Annotated in this window: 26 protein-coding genes and 1 pseudogene; 24 read left to right on the top strand and 3 right to left on the bottom strand. The window is 68.8% G+C overall.

Annotation, left to right across the window (positions count from 1 at the left end; all coding sequences use genetic code 11):
- Positions 1-244 precede the first annotated feature (244 nt).
- From LOS78_RS00520 to LOS78_RS00560, 9 genes and pseudogenes are all read left to right on the top strand, one after another.
- Positions 245-766 (top strand): crossover junction endodeoxyribonuclease RuvC, encoded by a 522-nt coding sequence (locus tag LOS78_RS00520; protein WP_230376946.1) that lies wholly within the window; start codon positions 245-247, stop codon positions 764-766.
- The gene (locus LOS78_RS00525) at positions 763-963 is read left to right on the top strand and encodes a hypothetical protein (protein WP_118136908.1); all 201 of its coding nucleotides are present in this window, start codon (positions 763-765) and stop codon (positions 961-963) included. The genes LOS78_RS00520 and LOS78_RS00525 overlap by 4 nt, the downstream gene beginning before the upstream one ends.
- Positions 956-1384, top strand: coding sequence for a DUF6362 family protein (locus LOS78_RS00530; RefSeq protein WP_230376425.1), 429 nt, complete (start codon positions 956-958; stop codon positions 1382-1384). The genes LOS78_RS00525 and LOS78_RS00530 overlap by 8 nt, the downstream gene beginning before the upstream one ends.
- Before the next feature lie 461 nt (positions 1385-1845).
- Positions 1846-3183, top strand: coding sequence for a site-specific DNA-methyltransferase (locus tag LOS78_RS00535; RefSeq protein WP_230376426.1), 1338 nt, complete (start codon positions 1846-1848; stop codon positions 3181-3183).
- A 13-nt stretch (positions 3184-3196) separates the two neighbouring features.
- Positions 3197-3694: pseudogene (locus tag LOS78_RS00540) on the top strand (DNA cytosine methyltransferase); the annotation flags it as partial.
- A gap of 244 nt (positions 3695-3938) precedes the next feature.
- Positions 3939-4223, top strand: a complete 285-nt coding sequence (locus LOS78_RS00545; RefSeq protein ID WP_230376982.1) for a hypothetical protein — start codon at positions 3939-3941, stop codon at positions 4221-4223.
- Complete coding sequence (locus LOS78_RS00550) at positions 4220-4678, top strand: MerR family transcriptional regulator (RefSeq protein ID WP_230376427.1); 459 nt, start codon at positions 4220-4222, stop codon at positions 4676-4678. Before LOS78_RS00545 ends, LOS78_RS00550 begins: the two co-directional genes overlap by 4 nt.
- Positions 4675-4890, top strand: coding sequence for a hypothetical protein (locus LOS78_RS00555; protein WP_230376428.1), 216 nt, complete (start codon positions 4675-4677; stop codon positions 4888-4890). Before LOS78_RS00550 ends, LOS78_RS00555 begins: the two co-directional genes overlap by 4 nt.
- Positions 4891-4934: 44 nt before the next feature.
- Positions 4935-5132: a hypothetical protein gene (locus LOS78_RS00560; protein WP_230376429.1), complete on the top strand. Its 198-nt coding sequence runs from the start codon at positions 4935-4937 to the stop codon at positions 5130-5132.
- Positions 5133-5186: 54 nt separating this feature from the next.
- Here the strand turns inward: LOS78_RS00560 and LOS78_RS00565 are convergent, their stop codons facing one another.
- Positions 5187-5705: a DUF3489 domain-containing protein gene (locus tag LOS78_RS00565; protein ID WP_230376430.1), complete on the bottom strand. Its 519-nt coding sequence runs from the start codon at positions 5703-5705 to the stop codon at positions 5187-5189.
- A gap of 95 nt (positions 5706-5800) precedes the next feature.
- Positions 5801-6073, bottom strand: coding sequence for a hypothetical protein (locus LOS78_RS00570; RefSeq protein WP_230376431.1), 273 nt, complete (start codon positions 6071-6073; stop codon positions 5801-5803).
- A 111-nt stretch (positions 6074-6184) separates the two neighbouring features.
- On the opposite strand from LOS78_RS00570, the gene LOS78_RS00575 reads away from it, so the two are divergent.
- From LOS78_RS00575 to LOS78_RS00610, 8 genes are all read left to right on the top strand, one after another.
- On the top strand, positions 6185-6751 hold the full coding sequence (locus tag LOS78_RS00575; RefSeq protein ID WP_230376432.1) for a hypothetical protein: 567 nt from the start codon (positions 6185-6187) through the stop codon (positions 6749-6751).
- A complete protein-coding gene (locus LOS78_RS00580) occupies positions 6702-8696 on the top strand; it encodes a phage terminase large subunit family protein (RefSeq protein WP_230376433.1) in 1995 nt (664 codons plus the stop codon). Before LOS78_RS00575 ends, LOS78_RS00580 begins: the two co-directional genes overlap by 50 nt.
- Positions 8697-8698: 2 nt before the next feature.
- The gene (locus LOS78_RS00585; protein ID WP_008887551.1) at positions 8699-8905 is read left to right on the top strand and encodes a phage head-tail joining protein; all 207 of its coding nucleotides are present in this window, start codon (positions 8699-8701) and stop codon (positions 8903-8905) included.
- Positions 8905-10416, top strand: coding sequence for a phage portal protein (locus tag LOS78_RS00590; protein ID WP_230376434.1), 1512 nt, complete (start codon positions 8905-8907; stop codon positions 10414-10416). The genes LOS78_RS00585 and LOS78_RS00590 overlap by 1 nt, the downstream gene beginning before the upstream one ends.
- Positions 10417-10429: 13 nt before the next feature.
- The gene (locus LOS78_RS00595; RefSeq protein ID WP_230376435.1) at positions 10430-12493 is read left to right on the top strand and encodes a prohead protease/major capsid protein fusion protein; all 2064 of its coding nucleotides are present in this window, start codon (positions 10430-10432) and stop codon (positions 12491-12493) included.
- 85 nt (positions 12494-12578) lie between these two features.
- Complete coding sequence (locus LOS78_RS00600) at positions 12579-12914, top strand: DUF2190 family protein (protein ID WP_230376436.1); 336 nt, start codon at positions 12579-12581, stop codon at positions 12912-12914.
- A complete protein-coding gene (locus LOS78_RS00605; protein ID WP_230376437.1) occupies positions 12914-13225 on the top strand; it encodes a hypothetical protein in 312 nt (103 codons plus the stop codon). Before LOS78_RS00600 ends, LOS78_RS00605 begins: the two co-directional genes overlap by 1 nt.
- 5 nt (positions 13226-13230) lie before the next feature.
- Positions 13231-13863 (top strand): DUF6441 family protein, encoded by a 633-nt coding sequence (locus LOS78_RS00610; RefSeq protein WP_230376438.1) that lies wholly within the window; start codon positions 13231-13233, stop codon positions 13861-13863.
- Between the two features lie 20 nt (positions 13864-13883).
- Here LOS78_RS00610 and LOS78_RS00615 read toward each other — a convergent pair whose 3' ends face one another.
- On the bottom strand, positions 13884-14954 hold the full coding sequence (locus LOS78_RS00615; protein ID WP_230376439.1) for a hypothetical protein: 1071 nt from the start codon (positions 14952-14954) through the stop codon (positions 13884-13886).
- 20 nt (positions 14955-14974) lie between these two features.
- Here LOS78_RS00615 and LOS78_RS00620 point away from each other — a divergent pair, with 20 nt between their 5' ends.
- The 7 genes from LOS78_RS00620 to LOS78_RS00650 all read left to right on the top strand — a co-directional run bounded on the left by LOS78_RS00620 (position 14975) and on the right by LOS78_RS00650 (position 20422).
- On the top strand, positions 14975-15394 hold the full coding sequence (locus tag LOS78_RS00620) for an acyl-CoA transferase (RefSeq protein ID WP_230376440.1): 420 nt from the start codon (positions 14975-14977) through the stop codon (positions 15392-15394).
- A 24-nt stretch (positions 15395-15418) separates the two neighbouring features.
- Positions 15419-16357 (top strand): phage tail tube protein, encoded by a 939-nt coding sequence (locus LOS78_RS00625; RefSeq protein ID WP_230376441.1) that lies wholly within the window; start codon positions 15419-15421, stop codon positions 16355-16357.
- Positions 16357-16812 (top strand): hypothetical protein, encoded by a 456-nt coding sequence (locus LOS78_RS00630; RefSeq protein ID WP_230376442.1) that lies wholly within the window; start codon positions 16357-16359, stop codon positions 16810-16812. The genes LOS78_RS00625 and LOS78_RS00630 overlap by 1 nt, the downstream gene beginning before the upstream one ends.
- 71 nt (positions 16813-16883) lie before the next feature.
- Positions 16884-17039 (top strand): hypothetical protein, encoded by a 156-nt coding sequence (locus LOS78_RS00635; RefSeq protein WP_230376983.1) that lies wholly within the window; start codon positions 16884-16886, stop codon positions 17037-17039.
- Entirely contained in the window at positions 17032-19449 is a 2418-nt protein-coding gene (locus tag LOS78_RS00640) for a phage tail tape measure C-terminal domain-containing protein (protein ID WP_230376443.1), read from the top strand. The genes LOS78_RS00635 and LOS78_RS00640 overlap by 8 nt, the downstream gene beginning before the upstream one ends.
- The gene (locus tag LOS78_RS00645) at positions 19449-20075 is read left to right on the top strand and encodes a DUF2460 domain-containing protein (RefSeq protein WP_230376444.1); all 627 of its coding nucleotides are present in this window, start codon (positions 19449-19451) and stop codon (positions 20073-20075) included. Before LOS78_RS00640 ends, LOS78_RS00645 begins: the two co-directional genes overlap by 1 nt.
- Complete coding sequence (locus tag LOS78_RS00650) at positions 20072-20422, top strand: hypothetical protein (protein ID WP_183829458.1); 351 nt, start codon at positions 20072-20074, stop codon at positions 20420-20422. Before LOS78_RS00645 ends, LOS78_RS00650 begins: the two co-directional genes overlap by 4 nt.
- Positions 20423-20536 lie beyond the last annotated feature (114 nt).

Below are 20536 nucleotides of genomic sequence, written 5' to 3' on the forward strand. Positions count from 1 at the left end.
CAGACACATACCCCATGAAGTAACTGAAATATTGAAAGAAGAGATTTATCCTCATTCTGCCAATGGCTTGCGGCCCCACTTCCTTCAAGCGGACGGAGTGAAGCCATTGAAGGAAGCGCCGGGCGCCCCCGGCATCGACAACGTGACCCTGACCAGACCTCGCGATCCCGGCCCGGGCGCGCGTGCTGCCGCTCGACCCGTGCAGCCGTGCCGCCCCGGCCTCTCAATCGAAGAGGAGGTCGTCATGGACCGCCCCCCACACATCGCCCCGGCGCCTCTCACGGCTGCCGGCACGCTCGACCGCTGCATTCTCGCGCTGGATCTCGGCACCAGCACCGGCTGGGCGTTGCGCGCCCCGGACGGGCTGATCACCAGCGGGACCGCGAGCTTCCGCCCCGGCCGCTATGACGGTGGCGGCATGCGCTATCTGCGCTTCACGAACTGGCTCACCGAGATCGACCGCCTGTCGGGGCCGGTTGCCGCGATCTGGTTCGAGGAGGTGCGTCGCCACGCCGGAACGGACGCCGCGCATGTCTATGGCGGAATGATGGCCACGCTGACCGCATGGGCGGAACTGCGGGGCGTGCCCTATGCCGGCGTTCCCGTCGGCACGATCAAGCGCCACGCCACCGGCAAGGGCAACGCGTCGAAGGAAGCGATGATCGCGTCCGCGCGGGCCCGAGGCTTCAGCCCCGTCGACGACAACGAGGCCGACGCCATCGCGCTTCTGCTCTGGGCGATCGAGACGAACGGGGGTGTCGCATGAGGTGGCATCCCAAGGGCTACGGCGGCCAGCGCCGGGATCCCGACCAGGTGAAGCGCGACGGCTGGCGCGAGCAGGGTCTGCTCGCCGTCTCGCTCGAGGACGCGCGGCTGACCTGGCCGGAACGGGAGCTCGTCCGACAGCTCGGCGAGAAGCTCTACGGACCGCGCCCCTCCGACGAGGGAGGGCGCCATGGATAAGTGGACCCCGTCCCTCGTCGAGGCCCGTCTCGCCGAAGCGGCCTTCGTGCTGAGGCGCCTGCCCGAGCCGCGTCGGCAGGGCTACTTCAGCACGTGGCCCGAGATAATCCACTCCTTCGCCGACAAGGTGGGCCAGGAGCCGAAGCCCATGCGCGTGCTGCCCTCGCCACAGGCGATCAGCCGTATGGAGGAGACGCTGACCTGGACCGCCTGCCTCGACCCCGTCGATGGCAAGATCGTCTGGATGCGCGCCCATGGCGAGCGGTGGAAGACCATCTGCTGGACGGTCGGGCTGCAACGCTCGGCCGCCCATCAGCACTGGCTCTACGGGCTCTGCGTCATCTCGCTGAAGCTCAACCGGCGTCGGTTCAACCGCAACCTGTCGAAGCGGCGCGTGATCGAACTGGCCGGTGGCGCGTAACCCTGCGTGCCACCGAGGAAGGTGTGCGGCGGACAGTTTTCGACGGGACAGAAAACCGGTTCAGGGGCTAGGTTCGGGATAAGCTCGGGAGAGGCGCGCGCGGCGCGGTCCCGAACGAAACCATCCTTTCGTTGGCGGGGCCCGCTAAGAAAGAAAAGGCGCCGATCCTTTCCTTTCGGACCGCTGTCCGCCCCCACCACGCCCCTCGGCCGAGTTCGCGGTTCCTTCCGCGCGACCTGCGTATGCTGGCGGGCTTGGCTCGGCATTTCGCCAGCGTCAGGGCCGGATTTTTGGGAAGCCACCCGGAAGCCGGAGCCACCCGCCGCTCGCGCGAACCCCAATGAACGCTGGCCTTCGGGCCGGATACCCCGGATGCCGCCGGACCCCGCCTGGAGTCCGGCGTGGTATCCGGAGTCCGGACCCCGGCTGGCATCCACCTCATCGACGGAAACCACCCGCCCATGACGCTGAGCTTCGCCCCCGAGCGGATCGAAACCTGGCCTCTGGCCAAGCTCCAGCCCTACGCCAAGAACGCGAAGGTGCACGGGGCCGACCAGGTCGCCAAGATCGCCGCCAGCATGGCCGAGTTCGGCTGGACCGTGCCCTGCCTCGTGGGCGAGGACGGGGAGCTGATCGCGGGCCACGGCCGCGTGCTGGCGGCGACGCAGCTCGGTCTGACCGAGGCCCCGGTCATCGTGCTCGGACATCTGACCGAGGCGCAGCGCCGAGCCTATCGCATCGCAGACAACAAGCTGACGGAACTCGGCAGCTGGGACGAGGCGCTGCTCTCGGCGGAGCTGCAGGACCTGCTGGCCGACGACTACGATCTCTCCCTGGTCGGCTTTTCCGACGGCGAACTCGACAAGCTGCTGGCCTTCGATACGGACGGGGGCGGCGAAGAAGAGGGTGGCGCCGGGGGCTCGCTGCCTCCGGTGACCATCCCCGAGCCGCCGCGCAATCCGGCCTCGCGGACGGGCGATCTCTGGATCCTCGACGACCACCGGCTGCTCTGCGGGGACAGCACGAACCACGACGACGTGCGTCGCTTGATGAACGGCGAGCGCGCGGTGCTGTTCGCGACTGACCCGCCGTATCTCGTCGACTACGACGGCTCGAACCACCCGACGCGGAACAAGGATTGGAGCCAGTCCTATGGCGTCACTTGGGACGACAGTTCTCAGGGCGCGGAGCTCTACGACGGCTTCATCAGCGCCGCGGTCGCAGAGGCGATCACCGAGGATGCGGCGTGGTACTGCTGGCACGCCTCGCGCCGCCAGGCGATGCTGGAAGCCTGCTGGGAAAAGGCGGGCGCCTTCGTGCATCAGCAGATCATCTGGGTGAAGGACCGCGGGGTGCTCACCCGGTCCCACTACCTCTGGAAGCACGAGCCCTGTTTCATGGGCTGGCGCCGCCCGAACCGGCCGCCGAAGGTGGCCGAGCAGACGCTGCCCTCGACCTGGGAGATGCCGTCCTTCGCCAAGGACGAGCGACCCGACCATCCGACGCCGAAGCCGCTAGACGCCTTCGGGATCCCGATGCGCCAGCACGTCGCCCGTGGCGGACTCTGCTACGAGCCGTTCTCTGGCTCCGGCTCGCAGATCATGGCGGGCGAGGCCAATGGTCGCCGGGTCTTCGCGATGGAGATCAGCGCGGCCTATGTCGATGTCGCCGTGGAGCGCTGGCAGGTCGAAACCGGCCACGAGGCTATCCTCGACGGTGATGGCCGGACCTTCGCCGAGGTGAAGGCCGAGCGGCTGGGCGAGACGCCGACTCCGGCCGAGGGGGCCCACGCGGCCTGACGACGTGGATGGCGTGGCTCTACCTTCCTCCGGCCTGCCTGCCGGGGACGACGACGCGTGCCTGTTCGGCCTCTCGCTCTGTTCCGGGGCCGGTGGCCTCGACCTCGGGCTGCACCTGGCCCTCCCCGGATATCGCATTGTGGGTCACGTCGAGCGGGACGCCTACGCCGCGGCCATCCTCGTGGCGCGGATGGAAGACGCGGCCCTGGATCCGGCGCCTGTCTGGGACGACGTTGCCACCTTCGACGGCCGCCCGTGGCGCGGCGCGGTGGACATCGTCACTGCGGGCTATCCGTGCCAGCCGTTCTCCGTCGCGGGCAAGCGCCGGGGCGCGGACGATCCGCGGCACCTCTGGCCCCATGTCGCCCGGATCGTCGGCGAGGTCGAGCCGCCCTTTGTGTTCCTCGAGAATGTCGCCCATCATCTCCGCCTCGGCTTCCCTGAGGTCGCCGGAGGACTGGTCGGCCTGGGCTACCGCCTTGCGGCAGGCCTCTTCACGGCGGCGGAAGTCGGCGCGCCGCACAAGCGCGAGCGGCTCTTCATCCTCGCCCACCGCGAGCGCGACCACCTGGCCGACCCCGCGCGCCTGCTCGGGGACGCGGTCGAGCGGCGGGAACCGGACGGAGATGATGCGGCTCTGGCCGACGCCACTCGCCGGCGACAGCAAGGGCACGCGGAACCGGACGAGCAATCGCAGCGAGACGGCGCGCCCGCGCAACGACGGGTCCACGCTCTGCGATGCGATGCGGATGTGGATGACGCCGACGGCGCGGGATCACAAGGACGGGGCGACGAGCCTTGCGAACACGCCGGTGAACGGGCTGCTTGGCCGCCAGGTCCTGGTGATGCCGACGGCTGGCGCGAGTTCCTGCGACACGCCCCGGACCTTGAACCCGCTGTTCGTCGAGGCGCTGATGGGCTGGCCCACCGGGTGGACCGGCTTCGGCTCTGTGGCAACGGAGTGGTCCCGCTGGTCGCGGCGCATGCGCTCCGAACTCTCGCAGCTGAACTGCTGGCCGATGGATGAGGGGGCGGAGTGAAGACCTGGACGATTCATGATGTTGCGGACGCCTGCCTGATGACGACTGGCGAGCTGAGCCAGTGGATCTCGCGTGGTCACTACCGGCCCTCCGAGGAGGTCCGACCCGGTCAGCGCCGGCGGTTCGATTGGCGCGATCTCGCATGCCTCGCGGTCATCAACGCGCTTCGACCGCACTGCCTGTCGATCAACGCGATGGGTCTGATCGCCGGCGATCTTCGCGAGGAACTCGCCACGATGAACCGGATCCCCGAAAGTCCGGGGCTGTTCTTCTTTTTTGCGAACTGGACCAGGGGCAGACACAGACAGACGGTTGGACTGGTTCCCGAAAAGGACCTCTGGACGGTCTTGAGGAGCTATCCCGAGTCCGTGATCGTCGTGGATGTCACGGGCGTTTACCGTGCGGCTCTGGCGAGGCTCCCTTCCGCGGTCGCCGCGGGAGGCGCTGCATCATGAAACAGAGCCGCCTCATGTCTATGGTCGAGGCCGCGACGAATGTCGTCGTCGGCTACGTTCTGGCCATCGCAACGCAGATCGTCGTCTTCCCATGGTTCGGGATCGAGACGGGGCTCGCCGAGCACATGACCATCGGTCTCGCCTTCGTCGGCGTCTCGCTGGCCCGCGGCTATCTGCTGCGGCGGCTGTTCGAGCGCCTGCGCGGCTGGTGACCATCGCGCTGGCGGGCGCTCGGTCGCGCTGGTAGCGTTGGGCCATGTCCGAAAGCTGGCAGCATATCGAGATCAACGATCATGGGACCATCGTCGTCCTGCGTCCGATTTCGGACGAGGGGCGCGGCTGGTTCGAGGAGCATGTGGGGGAGCCGGAGCCGGGCGGGATCTACACCTGCGAGCCTCGCATGGCGCAGGACATCCTGCAGGCCGCCGCGCGTGACCTGCTGTCATGGCAATAAGACACCGCCGCCCCATGCGGGACGGCGGCATCGGGACCGTCTTCGTGTGCGGCGTCAGTCGTCGGCGATCATGTAGGTCCTGCCGCGCCCCTCGACCTTCTCCGAGGTGATGGTCAGCCCAAGTTTCTTTTTCAGCGCGCCGGACATGGCGCCCCGAACGGTATGCGGTTGCCATCCGGTGGCTTCGACGATCTCGTCGATGGTCGCGCCGCCCTCGGCGCGGAGCATCGCGATCAGTGTTTCCTGCTTGGTGCCCTTCCGGCGCTGGACAGGGGCGGTCGGCGTTTCCGCCGGCGGCGTCTCATCCTGATCGTCCGTGATGCCGAGGGTGCTGTAGGCGAGCGGGGTGGCGCGCAGCGTGATCGGGCCGCGCTCCTCATCGTGCCGCCAGACCGTGTTGAGATCCGTGGCGGCGATTTCCTCGATCAGGCCCTGCTTGAGAAGGCTCTTGCAGACGTTGCCGACGGCGCCGCCCTTGAGGCTGGCGGTGACGGGAAACACCGCTCCGTCCTCGCGCGCGCAGGCGGTGGACAGGATGACGGCTTGGGCGTCTGAAAGCTGGATCTGTGTCATGGGGTCGTCTCCGTATTCGGGCCCGCGGCATGCGGCGCCTTCTACGACCCCAAGCCGCGCAGGGCGCGCGGCGGGAGTTCCGGCTGTTCCGGAGATCAGCGGGCGTGTTCGCCCTCGCCAAAGGCGCTGTCGGTTATGCGCTTCAGGAGGCTGGCGTAGTGTTCAAGGGTGCCGACCATGGCCCAGCCGACCTCGTCGGGATGGCAGTTGAAATGGTCGTCGCTGAGCGCCTGCAGGCGGGCGAGCATCTCGTCGATCTCGGTCTTCTTGCCGATGAAGGCGTTCAGGGCCGCTTCCCTGTTCCGGCGCGCCTTCTCGGCGCGGAGTTCGTGGCGGGGGGTGGTGATCGGGTTCGGGCGGGTGGTCATCGTGGTGGCTCCGGGTGAGTTGCATCGTCCTTGTGGGATCGAAGTTCGCTCTGTCCGCGAGGCTTATCAACTCGATAAGCACCTGACTTTGAATGATAAACGGGGCTGGCAATGCAGGGCATGAGCGAGCGCCAGTACGCCGCCCATGTCGGGCTGTCGCGCGGCGCGATCCAGAAGGCGAAGAGGGCCGGAAGGCTCGTGCTCTTCCCCGATGACTCCATCGACGCTGAAGCTTCCGACCGGCGACGGGCCGAGACGACCGATCTGTCGAAGAGCAGACCGAAGGCCGCAGGCCGTCCAGGCGGAATGAAGCCGGTGCCGGCGGCGGTCATTGCCTCTGCCAACGAGACGCTGCGCGAGAACGGGGTCACCGTTCCGGAGGTCGGCGAAGCCGGTGCCTACATGAAGGCCAAGACCTTCAACGAGATCATGAAGGCTCAGGAGCGCAAGCTCGGGCTCCAGATCAAGAGGGGCGAGTTGGTCGACCGCAACCGCGCGATCTCGCTGGTGTTCCGGCTCGCGCGCGAGGAACGTGATGCGTGGGTCAACTGGCCGGCGCGGGTGGCTGCGCTGATGGCGGCGGAGTTGGGAACGGAGACGGCGGCCATGCAGAAGGTTCTGGAGGCCCATGTCCGCGCCCATCTCGAGGAACTCGCCCAGCCCCGGATCGCCCTCTGACGAGATCGCGACCTTTGACGGGGCGGAGGCGCTGCTCCGGGCCTGGGGCCGCGGGCTCACGCCCGATCCCTGGCTGACGGTCTCGGAATGGTCGGACACGCATCGCTGGCTGAGCTCGCGGGCGAGCGCCGAGCCTGGCCGGTATCGGACCGAGCGCACGCCCTACATGCGCGCGATCATGGACGCGCTCTCGCCCGGCGATGCGACGCAGCGGGTCGTGTTCATGAAGGCCGCGCAGGTCGGAGCGACCGAGGCCGGCAACAACTGGATCGGCTTCGTGATCCACCATGCGCCGGGGCCGATGCTGGCGGTCCAGCCGACGGTGGAGCTTGCCAAGCGGAACTCGCGCCAGCGGATCGACCCGTTGATCGAGGAGAGCCCGGCGCTGAAGGAGCGGGTCCGTCCCGCACGGGCGCGCGACAGCGGCAACACGCAGCTGTCAAAGGATTTCCCGGGCGGCGTGCTGGTGATGACCGGCGCGAACTCGGCGGTGGGCCTGCGCTCGATGCCGGCGCGCTACGTCTTCCTCGACGAGGTCGACGCATATCCGGCCTCGGCCGACGAGGAAGGCGATCCGGTCGGGCTCGCCGAGGCGCGCTCGCTGACATTCGCGCATCGGCGCAAGGTCTTCCTGGTCTCGACGCCGACGATCCGCGGCGTCAGCCGGATCGAGCGGGAATACGAGGCCAGCGACCAGCGCCGCTTCTTCGTGCCGTGTCCGCATTGCGGCGCGATGCAGTGGCTGCGCTTCGAGCGGCTGCGCTGGGAAAAGGGCAAACCGGAGACGGCGGCGTACCATTGCGATGCCTGCGACGAGCGGATCGAGGAACACCACAAGCTGGCGATGCTGGCCGCGGGAGATTGGCGGGCGACCGCCGAGGCCCGCGATGCGCGGACGGTGGGGTTTCATCTCTCGGCGCTCTATTCGCCGCCGGGGTGGAAGAGCTGGGCCGACATCGCGCGCGACAAGGAGACGGCGGCGGGCTCCGACGAGGCCGAGCGCGTGTTCCGCAACACCGTGCTCGGCGAGACCTGGATCGAGACAGGCGATGCGCCGGACTGGCAGCGGATCGCCGAGCGGCGCGAGGACTGGCCGGCCGGCACGGTCCCGGACAAGGGTCTGTTCCTGACCGCCGGCGCGGACGTGCAGAAGGACCGGATCGAGGTCGATGTCTGGGCCTGGGGCCGCGGGCTGGAAAGCTGGCTCGTCGATCACGTCGTGATCGAGGGCGGCCCGGCGCGACCCGAGGCATGGGAGGCGCTGACTGACCTGCTGGGCCGCAGCTGGCGACATGCCGGCGGCGCGGAACTGGGCCTTGCAAGGCTCGCCATCGACACGGGCTACGAGACGGCCGCGGTCTATGGCTGGGCGCGCTCGGTCGGCTTCGCGCAGGTGGCGCCGGTCAAGGGGCTCGAAGGCTTCAATCGTTCGAGCCCGGTGTCGGGGCCGACCTTCGTGGACGCGACCGCGGGCGGCAAGCGGCTGCGCCGCGGCGCGCGGCTCTGGACCGTGGCAACCTCGACCTTCAAGGCCGAGACCTACCGCTTCCTGCGGCTGGCCCGGCCGACGCCGGAAGAGCTGGAGGCCGGCGCGGCGTTCTCGTCCGGCACGGTGCATCTGCCCGGCTGGGCCGACACGGAGTGGATCCGGCAGCTGACGGCCGAGCAGCTTGTGACGGTGCGCAACCGGCGCGGCTTCGCCAAGCTCGAATGGCAGAAACTCCGCGAACGCAACGAGGCGCTGGACTGCCGGGTCTACGCCCGCGCCGCGGCCTGGGTCGCCGGCGCGGATCGCTGGCCCGAGACGACATGGGCCGATCTCGAAGCGCAGCTCGGCGTGCCGAGCGGCATGGACAGCCCGGCGGGCCTTATCGGGCGGCCCGACGCGGGCCCGCAAGGCAAGCGCCGCTCCGACTGGCTCGGACGGCGGGAAGGATGGTTCTGAAGATGGCCGACTGGACAGAGGCTGAACTGGCGGCGCTCCGGCGTGCCTATGCGAGCGGGACGACGCGGGTGAGCTATGACGGCAAGACCGTGGACTACGGTTCGGCCGAGGACCTGCTCGGGCGCATCCGGACCATCGAGCGCCAGATCGCCGGGACGACGGCCCGGCCCATCGCGGGCTTCGCCGGCTTCTCGCGCGGGGACCGCTGATGGTCTCGTGGCTCGACAGGGCCATCGCCTCGGTCGCCCCGCGCACGGCCACGCGCCGGGTGCTGGCGCGGCAGGCCTTCGAAGGGCTCGCGCGCTCCTACGAGGGCGCGGCGCGGGGACGACGCACGGACGGCTGGCACGCGCCGGGATCCTCGGCCGACGCCGAGATCGGCCGGGCCGGCGCGCTCTTGCGGGACCGGATGCGGGACCTGGTGCGCAACAACCCGCACGCGGCCAAGGCGGTCTCGGTGCTCGTGAACAACATCGTCGGCGCCGGGATCATGCCGCGCGCCGCGAGCGGCGACGCCGCGCTCGACCGCGAGGTGGACCGGCTCTTCGAGATCTGGGCGCGGGGCTGCGACGCGGACGGCCAGCTCGACTTCTACGGGCTGCAGACGCTCGCCTGCCGCGAGATGGTCGAGGCCGGCGAGGTGCTGATCCGTCGCCGTCCGCGCCGTCCCGGCGACGGCGTCATGCCGCCGGTCCAGCTGCAACTCCTCGAGGCCGATTTCCTCGACGCCACCCGCAACGGCGCCCTCGGCGCGGGCCAGGCGGTGCAGGGCATCGAGTTCGACGCGCTCGGCCGGCGCCGGGCCTACTGGCTCTTCGGCGCGCATCCGGGCGACGCGACGCTCAGCCTGACGGGCGGGCTCACCAGTCGCGCGGTGCCGGCCAGCGAGATCGCCCATGTCTACGAGAAGCAGCGCACGCAGGCGCGCGGCGTGCCCTGGGGCGCGCCCGTCATCCGCGCGCTTCGCGATCTCGCCGACTACGAGGTGGCCGAGATTGTGCGCAAGAAGACCGAGGCCTGCGTCACCGCCATCGTCTTCGGCGACGAGGAGGCGCAGCAGGGCATCGCGCCCGCGGTGGTCGATGCCGACGGCAACCGGGTCGAGCAGTTCGAGCCGGGGCTTATCGCCTATGCCCGCGGCGGCAAGGACATCCGGTTCAACCAGCCCGCCGCCACCGGCGGCTACGGCGAATACAAGCGCGCGAGCCTGCACACGATCTCGGCCGGCTTCCGGGTGCCCTACGAGCTGCTGACCGGCGATCTCAGCCAGGTGAACTACTCGTCGATCCGCGCCGGGCTCGTCGAGTTCCGCCGGATGATCGACGCGGTGCAGTGGCAGCTGTTCATCCCGATGTTGTGCGCGCCCGTCTGGCGCTGGTTCACGGAGGCCGCATGGGCAGCGGGGCGCATCCCGACGCCGGACATACCGGTGGAATGGTCGCCGCCGAAGTTCGAGGCGGTCGATCCGCAGAAGGACGCGATGGCGGACCTGCTCGCCATTCGTTCCGGCACCATGACGCTCGCCGAGGCCATCGCTCGGCAAGGTCGCAACCCCGACGCCGTGCTGGCCGAGATCGCGGCCACGAACGCCAAGCTCGACGAGCTGGGCCTCGTGCTCGACAGCGACCCGCGGCGCGTCACCAAGACCGGCAGCGCACAAGCCAATGCGCCGGCCGACCCCGCGACCGATCCGGAAGACCCTGATGCGGAAGCGGCCTGACGAGGATCCATACATGGAGCAGACGATCGAACTGCCGGCGTTCCGCCGGTCGGCGGAGCTATCGCCGAACAGCATCGACCCGGAGACGCGCAGTGTCGAGGTGATCTGGTCGACCGGCGCCCGGGTGCGGCGCGCCGCGCTCTTCGGCGAGCCGCATGACGAGGAACTGAGCATGGCGCCCGAGCATGTGCGGCTCGAGCGACTGAACGCGGGCGCGCCCTTCCTGAAGGTGCACGAGGCGCACGACCTCGACGCGGTGATCGGCTCGGTCGTGCCGGGTTCGGCGCGGATCGAGAACGGTCAGGGCATCGCCCGCATCCGGCTCTCCGAGCGCGACGCGGTGGGCGACATCTGGCGCGACATCGAGGCCGGGCACATCCGCGCGGTCTCCATCGGCTACCAGGTCCACCGCTTCGAGATCTCGAAGCCCGATGGCCAGCGCGAACTCTGGCGGGCGGTGGACTGGACCCCGTTCGAGATCTCCGCCGTGCCCGTGGGCGCCGACCCCGCCGCCGGCTTCCGCGCGCACCGCGAACACGAGACTTGCGTCCTCCACCGCCGGGACGCCCCCACCAGCGAAGGAGCATCCCCAATGACGGACAAGCCCCAAAACCCGGCCGAGACGGCCGAGCAGAGCAATACCATGGCAGCGCCCGAGGAGACCCAGATGACCGATGACAAGACCGGCGCTGCCGATGCGCAGACCCGCGCCGCCGACACCAGGCCCAAGGCCACGAAACCCGCGCCCGATCCGGTGCCGGAGGATCGCACCCGCAGCGCCGACACCGACGCGCTGGTCAGCGAAGCCCGCGCGCAGGAGCGCGAGCGCGTCTCCGCGATCCATGGCCTCGCCGATAAGCTCCAGCTCGAGCGCGGCTTTGCGGACGACCTTATCCAGCGCGGCGTCTCCATCGACGAGGCGCGTCGGCTGATCCTCGACCAGGTCGCGGCGAAGGCGGACGAGACGCGGACCTTCCCCTATGTCTCGATCCCGCTCGGCGGGCGCGACGCCACGGTCACGCGGCGCGAGGCGATCTCGAACGCGCTCCTGCACCGCTATAGCCCGACGCTCTTCCCGCTGGAGGACGCCGCCCGCGAGTATCGCGGCATGACGCTGATGGAGCTCGCCCGCGAAAGCCTCGAGACGGCGGGGGCCAGCACGCGTGGCCTCTCGCGCGACGAGGTGGCGACCCGCGCGCTGCACTCGACCTCGGACTTCCCCGAGATCCTCGCCGCCGTCACCAACAAGACGCTGCGCCAGGCCTACGAGGCCTATCCGCGGACCTTCCCGCTCTTCTGCCGGCAGGTGCTGGCCACCGACTTCAAGGCCATGCACCGCGTCCAGCTGGGCGAGGCGCCGCAGCTTCTGAAGGTCGGCGAGAGCGGAGAGTTCAAGCGCGGCACCCTCGGCGAGAGCAAGGAGAGCTACCGGATCGAAACCTACGGCCGCGTCGTCGCCATCACCCGGCAGGTGCTGATCAACGACGATCTCGACGCCTTCACCCGGATCCCGGCGATGTACGGCAACTCCATCGCGCAGCTGGAGTCGGACGTGGTCTGGGACATCGTGACGTCGAACCCGGCGATGGCGGACGGCACGGCGCTGTTCCACGCGACCCACAAGAACCTCGCCGGCAGCGGCGCGGCGCTTGGGGTGGACAGCGTGGGCCTCGCGCGCGCGGCGATGCGCAAACAGACCGGGCTCGACAAGAAGACGGTGCTGAACATCCGGCCCGCCTTCCTGATCGTGCCGGCGGCGCTGGAGTTGAAGGCCGAGCAGCTGGTGGCCCAGAACCTCGTGCCCGCGCAGAGCGGCAACGTGGTACCGCAGTCGATCCGCACGCTTTCGCCCATCGCCGAGCCCCGACTCGACGCGGCCAGCGAGACGGCCTGGTACCTGGCGGCGAGCCCGAACCAGATCGACACCATCGAGTACGCCTATCTCGAGGGCCAGCAGGGCGCCTACATCGAGACGCGCAACGGCTTCGACGTCGACGGCGTCGAGATCAAGTGCCGCCTCGATTTCGGCGCTAAGGCCATCGACTGGCGCGGCCTCTACAAGAACCCCGGCGCGTGAGCCGGGCCACCCCCTGAACCCTGATCCCTGATGCACGGGCGGTCCCGATGGGCCGCCCCCCGTTGTTCCGCGAAAGGAATGCGCGATGAAGAACTACGTCCAGCCCGGCAACACCCTCACCCTGACCGCGCCCTATGCCGTGACCTCCGGCGGTGGCCTGCTCGTCGGCTCCATCTTCGGCGTCGCGGCCGGCGATGCCGCGAGCGGCGCCACAGTCGAAGCGGCGCTCACCGGCGTCTTCGATCTCACCAAGATCGGCTCGCAGGCCTGGACCGTCGGCGCCAAGGTCTACTGGGACGACACCAACAAGCGCTGCACGACCGTGGCCACCGACAACACCCTCATCGGCGTCGCCGTCGTCGCGGTGGCGGGCGGGGCCGGCGACACCATCGGCCGCGTGCGCCTCAATGGCAGCTTCTGATGACCGCCTTCGCTGCCGCTCTCGACGCGCTCTTCGCCGACGCGCATCTGGCGCGCGACGTCGTCTACACCGCTGAGGGCGAGGCGCCGTCACTGGTCCGCGCCATCCTGCGCCGGCCGGACGACGTCACGAACTTCGGCGACGCGCGCATCTGGTCGGAGACCACCCGGTTGGATCTGCGCCTCGCCGAGGTGGCGAGCCCGCGCCCCGGCGACCGGATCGAGATCGACGGCGAGGCTTTCCTCATCCAGGGCGAGCCCGTCCGCGACCGCGAGCGGCTGGTCTGGACCGTGGACCTGCGCCCGGCCTGACCGTCATGAAGCTGAAGCTCGACATCGCGCCCGATCTCGTCGCCGCCATGGCGGCAGAGGTGAAGGCCGGCGAAAAGGCCGTGACCGCTGCCATGCGCGAGGCCGGGACCGGGCTGAAGACAGCCTGGCGCGGCCAGATCACAGGCGCCGGGCTCGGCCGGCGGCTGGCGAACTCGATCCGGAGCCAGACCTACCCAAAGGCCGGCGAAAGCCTGAATGCCGCGGCGCTGGTCTGGTCCAAGGCGCCGGTCATCGTCGGCGCCCACGACACCGGCCCGCTGATCCGCTCGAAGGAGGGGTTCTGGCTGGCGATCCCGACCGAGGCCGCCGGGCGTGGTCTGCGCGGCGGCAAGATCACCCCCGGCGAATGGGAACGCCGTCGTGGGCTGCGCCTGCGCTTCGTCTACCGCCGGAGAGGGCCGAGCCTGCTGGTGGCGGAGGGACGGCTGAACAGTCGAGGTCTCGGCGTCACGTCACGCTCCAAGACTGGCCGTGGGCGCACGACGGTGCCGATCTTCCTGCTGGTGCCGCAGGTCAAGCTGCCGAAGCGGCTGGACCTCGCGCGGGATGCCGAGCGGGCACACGATGCAGTGCCGGGGCTGATCGTGGCGAACTGGGTTGAAGGGCATATCAACTGAAGAAGTGGCGCGCCACCGCGCTAGCTGAGGATTCTTAGTGTCTCTTTGACCGTCAGCAAAAGTCGCTTCTGGAATTCGGCGATGAAACTGGGCAAGCGCATGTTGATCTTATCTTCATTGCCGTAAAAGAGGTTTCTGTTGCCATATGATGTGAGGCGTCCGTTCTCACGGTCGGGCATGAGAATAAACCGCTCTTGTACGACACCATTCGCCCTAACTTCATAGACCTTGGGTTGTTCGTCAAAAAATCCGTCGTGGATGATCAGATTTCGGAGGGCCTCCGTTTCCGTGATCAGATCGCAGGGCTCAAATAGCGTCCCGGTTTTATTGTTGAGTGAAATGCGACGCCGGTCGCCGAAGAGCTTGTTTTTCGACGCCAAACGAGGGTAGCGACTGAAATCTGTTCTTAGATGCTCAGCTTCAAAGACAAGTTTTGTGGCGTAGTCCAGAAGGCTATGCAGACGAATGTAGATCACGTTAATGAGGGCGATCAGCTTTGCGGTTACTGGTGAACCGATGTGCCGAATTCCATCCGGGCTGACGCCGGGGGGATAGAAGAGTTCTTCCAAGTTGAGCGTTTTGTAGAATTCGCCCTGAAGTTGGACGACCTCGATCAGTGCCTCCTGAATGCCAGAAACCAGCCTGCGGCAGTCATACAGGTACAGGAGTTTGTGAGTCGTCGGGTCGCTGTTTGCGCCAACGAGTTTTTCGAAGAGTTCACGGGAGATTGGCGCTTCTGAGTTTAGTCCGGCAGTCACGACCCACTCTGGCACTTTCGGAAGTATTGCGTGGTATTGTCCAATCCCATCGAAGATTTGTGCTGCAAGGGCATCGTGCATTCGAACACAAATATTCTCGATATCATGGGAAAAATCACCAGTGCTGGCACGCCAGACTCCCTGGGGATCAAACGAAAAGTAGACCACACCGCTGCGCGGGACGTCCAAAAGGGGAACGCCGTGCAGAGTAAGGTAGGTCGGTTGCCGATCCGAAGCGCTCATTTCTGTTGACTGACTGAACATGCGTTCGAAGCTACACGCACAAAATTTTCTTTGCCAGACAGTACTGTTAGCCGCCACAGCAACGCTCATCCAATAATCGCTGGCCGCCAATGCCCACCCCACGCGAAACCATCCTCACCGCGCTGCATGCGCGGCTCTCGGCGCTGCCCGCCACTGCGCTCCGCGGCGAGGTGCTGCCCGAGCGTGTGCCGGCCGAGGGCCTGCTGATCCTCCGTGACGGCGAGCCGGGGGAGCCGGAGGTCACGCTCTCGCCGCTGCGCTACCACTACCAGCACCGGGCCGAGATCGAGGCGGTCGTGCAGGGCTCCGACCGTGACGCCGACTTCGACACGCTGACCGCCGGCATCGGCTCGACGCTCGTCGCCGACCGCACGTTGGGCGGCCTTTGCGACTGGGTTGAGGCCGAAGCCCCGCGACCGGTCGATCTGCCGGTCGAGGGCGCGGCGAGCCTGAAGGCCGCCGTAATCCCGGTCGTCCTGCACTATTCCACGGCCGACCAACTGGCCTGACCCCGACAACCCGAGGAGATCACCATGGCACGAGCCCAGGGGGCGCGGGCGCAGATGGCGCTTGCGTTCGAGACCGTCTATGGCACGCCGCCCGCGAGCGGCTTCACGAAGATGCCCTTCGCCAGCACCACGCTCGGCGCGGAGCAGCCGCTGCTGAATTCGGAACTGCTCGGCTACGGCCGCGACCCGCTGGCGCCGATCAAGGACGCGGTCACCGCCGATGGCGACGTGGTCGTGCCGCTCGACGCCGAAGCCTTCGGCTTCTGGCTGAAGGCCGCCTTCGGTGCACCGACCACAACGGGCACAGGCCCCTGGACGCACGAGTTCCAATCTGGGTCGTGGACGCTGCCCAGCATGTCGATCGAGACCGGCATGCCGGAGGTGCCGCGCTACGCGATGTATTCCGGCTGCGTGCTCGACCAGCTGACCTGGCAGATGCAGCGCTCGGGGCTGCTGACGGCAACCGCGCGGCTGGTGGCGCAGGGCGAGACGGTCGGCACGACCACCAGCTCGGGTACGCCCGCCGCGCTAGAGCTGAAACGTTTCGGTCACTTCAACGGGGCGATCAGCCGAAATGGCACGGCGCTCGGCAACGTGGTCTCGGCCGAGGTCACCTATGCCAACAACCTCGACCGCATCGAGACCATCCGCTCGGACGGGCGTATCGATGGCGCAGACCCGTCCATCGCCGCGCTCACTGGCCGGATCGAGGTGCGATTTGCCGACCAGACGCTGGTGACGCAGGCGATCAACGGCGAGGCCTGCGAAATGGAGTTCGCCTACGTCCTGCCCTCTGGTGAGAGCTTCACCTTCACCGTGCACGCCGTCTACCTGCCGCGCCCACGCATCGAGATTTCCGGGCCGCAGGGCGTGCAGGCCACCTTCGACTGGCAGGCGGCCCGCGACAGCGTCGTCGGCCGGATGTGCACCGCCACCCTCGTGAACGATGTGGAGAGTTACTGATGCTGACGCTCGACCTGACCAATGCGCCGCGCTGGCATGACCTCGCGCCCGGCGTGCGGGTGCAGCTGCGCCCGCTCACCACCGCCCTGATGGTGGCGACGCGCAGCGATCCGGCTGTGGAAGCCTTGCCCGAGGAGGCATCCGACGAGGAGCGTGCGGTCTCCTTTGCCAAGGCGCTGGCGCGACGGGCCGTGCTCGCCTGGGAGGGCATCGGCGACGCCGAAGGCAATCCCATCGAGCCGAGCCCCGAGGCTATCGACGCTTTGCTCGATGTCTGGCCGATCTTCGAGGCCTTCCAGCTGACCTACGTCTCCAAGGGCCTGCTGCTGGAACAGGAAAAAAACGCCTCCGCGCTCTCGCCGAATGGTCCTTCGGCGGGGGCGAGCGATACTGCCAAGCCTGCGCACCCTACGAGGGCCGCGAGCAAGCCTGCCCGGACTGCCCGGCGCGGCTGAACCGTCCGGAAACGCCGGAGGGTTGGCAGGTCTGGGACCTGGTCGGCCGTCTCGGCGGCCAGCTGCGCGTGTTGCCCGGCGCGGTGATCGGCTGGGACATGTCGGCGGCGCTGGCGCTCGGTGACGCCCTCGGCGTACCGCCGCTCGTCACGGCCGAACTGCTACCCGTCATCGAGGCGGTGATCGTCACAAAACTCAACGAACAGATGGATCACTCCCATGGCTGAGAAGAGGGTCAGCGTCCGCCTCGCGGCCGTGGGCGGACGGCAGGTGCGCGCCGAACTGGAAGGCGTGGGCGAAGCCGGGTCGCGCGGCTTCGGACGGCTGAGCCGCGAGATGGAGGCGGCGAACGTCCGGCTCGCGGCCTTCTCGCGGCGGGTGCGCGTGGCCGCCGCTGCCGCCGTGGCAGCCGCTGCAGCCGCTGGCGTGGCGATGATCCGGTCCGGTCTGCAGACCGTCGATGCGCAGGCGAAGCTCGCGCAGTCGCTCGGCACTACGGTCGCCTCGATCCAGACGCTGGAGCGCGCGGGCGAACTGGCGGGCGTGTCGATGTCAGGCATCGAGCAGGCCACCAAGGATCTGACCCGCCGTCTCAGCCAGGCGGCCGCCGGGACCGGCCCCGCCGCCGATGCGCTCGACCGGCTGGGGCTCTCGGCCAATGAGCTGATCGCCCTGCCGCTGGACCAGCGGGTCGGCGCCATCAACGCGGCCATCGAGAACTTCGTGCCTGCCGCCGAACGCGCGGCCGTGGCGGGCCAGCTCTTCGGCGAGGAAGGCTCCATCGCCATGAGCCGGATCGACACCGCGACGCTGCGCCAGGCGACCGAGGACGTCCTCGCCTTCGGGGTGGTCGTCTCCGAGCAGGACGCCGATCAGATCGAGCGGACGAATGATGCGATCTCCCGGCTCGGGCTGATCTGGCGCGGGCTGTCGAACCAGTTGGCGGTCGCTGCGGCCCCGGCGCTGGAAGCCGTCGCCGACGCCATGGCCGCGGTCGCCAGCCGAACGGGACCGCTCGGGATCGCGATCCGCGGCCTCTTCGACAACATCGGCCGCCTGACCACCTATGCCGCGACCTTCGCCGCCTTCCTCGCGGGACGCTGGGTCGCCGGCATGGCCGCCGCGGCGCTCTCGGTCCGCGGCCTCGCGACCGCGCTCGTCGTCCTGCGTGGCGCGCTGATCCGTACCGGCATCGGGGCGCTGATCGTTGGCGCGGGCGAGCTTGTTTACCAGTTCACCCGCCTTGTCTCCGGCGCGGGCGGCTTTGGTGGGGCGATGTCGCTCCTGAAGGACGTCGCCGTCGATGTCTGGGAGCGCATCAGGATGGGCGCCGCTGCGGCGGGAGCCGCAGCCACGGCGATGTTCTTCGACCTGAAGGCCGATGCCGCGTCGGGCATGCAGAGCGCCATCGAGAGCGTTGTCGGATTCGGCAACACGGCCGCAAACACGTTCGAAGGCGCCTACGAGGCGATCAAGGCGATCTGGGGCCTGCTGCCCGCCGCTATCGGCGATCTGGCGTTCCAGGCGGCCAACAGCCTGGTCGACGGCGTCGAGGCGATGCTGAACGGCGTGGTCTCGCGCATCAACGGCTTCATCGGCGGCCTCAACCAGGGGCTGGAAGCGCTCGGGTCGGAGCGGCGCATCTCGCTGGTACCGGACCTGGACCTCGGTGAGATCGAGAACCGGTTCGAGGGCGCGGCCAGTGCAGCCACGACGGCGGCACAGGCGGCCTTCGACCGGGCCTTCGAGGACAACCCACTGAGCGCGCCCGACCTTGGTCTGGCCGAGGCGGCGAACCGCGCGCTCGAGTCCGCGAACCTCTATCGCGGGGCGGCGCGCGATCTGGCGGAAGGTGCCCGTGCGCCTCTCGAAAGCTGGCAGGTGCTCCGCGATGCCGTGCGCGGCACAGACGAGAACGGCGCAGATGCGCTCGCCGAGGCCACGGCTGCGGCGGAGCGGTTCGAGACCGCGCTCGACGGCGCCGGGCAGGCCGCGACCGATGCCGGCGCTGCCGCAGGTGCTGCGGCGGCTGCGACCGAGCCCAATGTGGAGACCGCGGTCACCGGCTGGCAAGCCGTCACCGCCGCGCTGTCTGACTACGCCAGCAAGGCGCGCGAGATCGGTGGCGATATCGGCCAGAGCCTCGTCGGCGCCTTCCAGTCGGCCGAGAGCGCGGTCGGCCAGTTCGTGAAGAGCGGCAAGCTGAACTTCCGTGACCTCGTCACTTCGCTGCTGGCCGACCTCGCTCAGCTCGCCGCCCGACGCTTCATTCTGGGACCGATCGCCAATGCGCTCTCCGGCGTGTTCTCCGGTGCGGGCAGCATTTTCGCCAATGTCCTGCATGCGGGCGGGATGGTCGGCTCCGCTGGCCCCTCGCGCATGGTCCCGGCCATGGCTTTCGCCGCTGCCCCGCGAATGCATGGCGGCGGCATGGCCGGACTTCGCCACGACGAGGTGCCCGCGATCCTGCAACGCGGCGAGCGCGTGCTGTCGCGGCGTGAGGCGCAGAGCTACGGCGCGGGAGGCGGGGTCAACGTCACCATCATGGCGCGCGACGCCGAAAGCTTTCGGCAGTCCCGCACCCAGGTCGCGGCCGACATCGCCCGCGCAGTGTCGCTTGGACGAAGGGGCATGTGATGGCGTTTCACGAGGTCCGGTTTCCCGACAACATCAGCCGCGGCGCGCGTGGCGGGCCAGAGCGGCGCACCCAGATCGTCGAGCTCGCCTCGGGCGACGAGGAGCGCAACGCCAGCTGGGCCAACTCGCGCCGCCGCTACGATGTCGCCTATGGCATCCGCCGCGCGGACGATCTGGCGGCGGTCGTCGCCTTCTTCGAGGCGCGGAACGGTCGGCTCCACGGCTTCCGCTTCAAGGACTGGGGCGACCACAAGTCTTGCCTGCCCTCGGGCGCATTATCCCCGACTGATCAGGCGATCGGCACCGGCGACGGCGCGACGACCGCCTTCCAGCTGGTGAAGCTCTACGCCTCGGGGGCGCAATCCTGGACGCGCGCCATCGCCAAGCCGGTGGCGGGCACCGTGCGCATCGCGCTGTCGGGTGTCGAGCAGCTCTCCGGCTGGTCAGTCGACACCACGACCGGCCTCGTCACCTTCGGCGCCGCGCCGGCCGCTGGCGTCGCGATCACCGCCGGGTTCGAGTTCGACGTGCCGGTCCGCTTCGACACCGACGTGCTCGACGTGACGCTCGACCTCGAACGACTCGGCTCGATCACCTCCATTCCGCTTCTGGAGATCCGGCGATGAACGACACCGGCAGCTTCATTGCGGCCGTGCTGCGCGAGCTCGCGGCCTCGACCGCCGTGATCCTGGCCGCCTGGGGGGCGCTTGGCGGCGCGACGAACGCGCTGACCACGAAGATGCGGCTGCGCGATGCGCTCCGGCACATCCTGCTCGGCGGTCTGATCGCGGCCGGGATGGGCAGCCTTTCCATGGCCGTGATCACCGCCTGGCTCGGCCTTCCGCCCGAAGCGATCCCGGCGGGCGGGGCGGCGGGGTCTGCCGCTTATCTCGTAGGGGTCTTCGGACCGGCCTTCATCGAGATGCTGCTCGCGCGCCTGCGCCGTGCCAACGAAGGCGGCGGCGATGAATGACCTTCTCCGCCTCGCGCGCTCTCTCCGCTGCGACCCCGCCCACCCTCGGCAGGCCTTCGCTCACCGCCTGCGTATCGGTCTCGTCGTCGCGGCACTGATCCTGATCCTCTCGCT

Source organism: Paracoccus sp. MA, assembly GCF_020990385.1.
Taxonomy (GTDB): Bacteria; Pseudomonadota; Alphaproteobacteria; order Rhodobacterales; family Rhodobacteraceae; genus Paracoccus.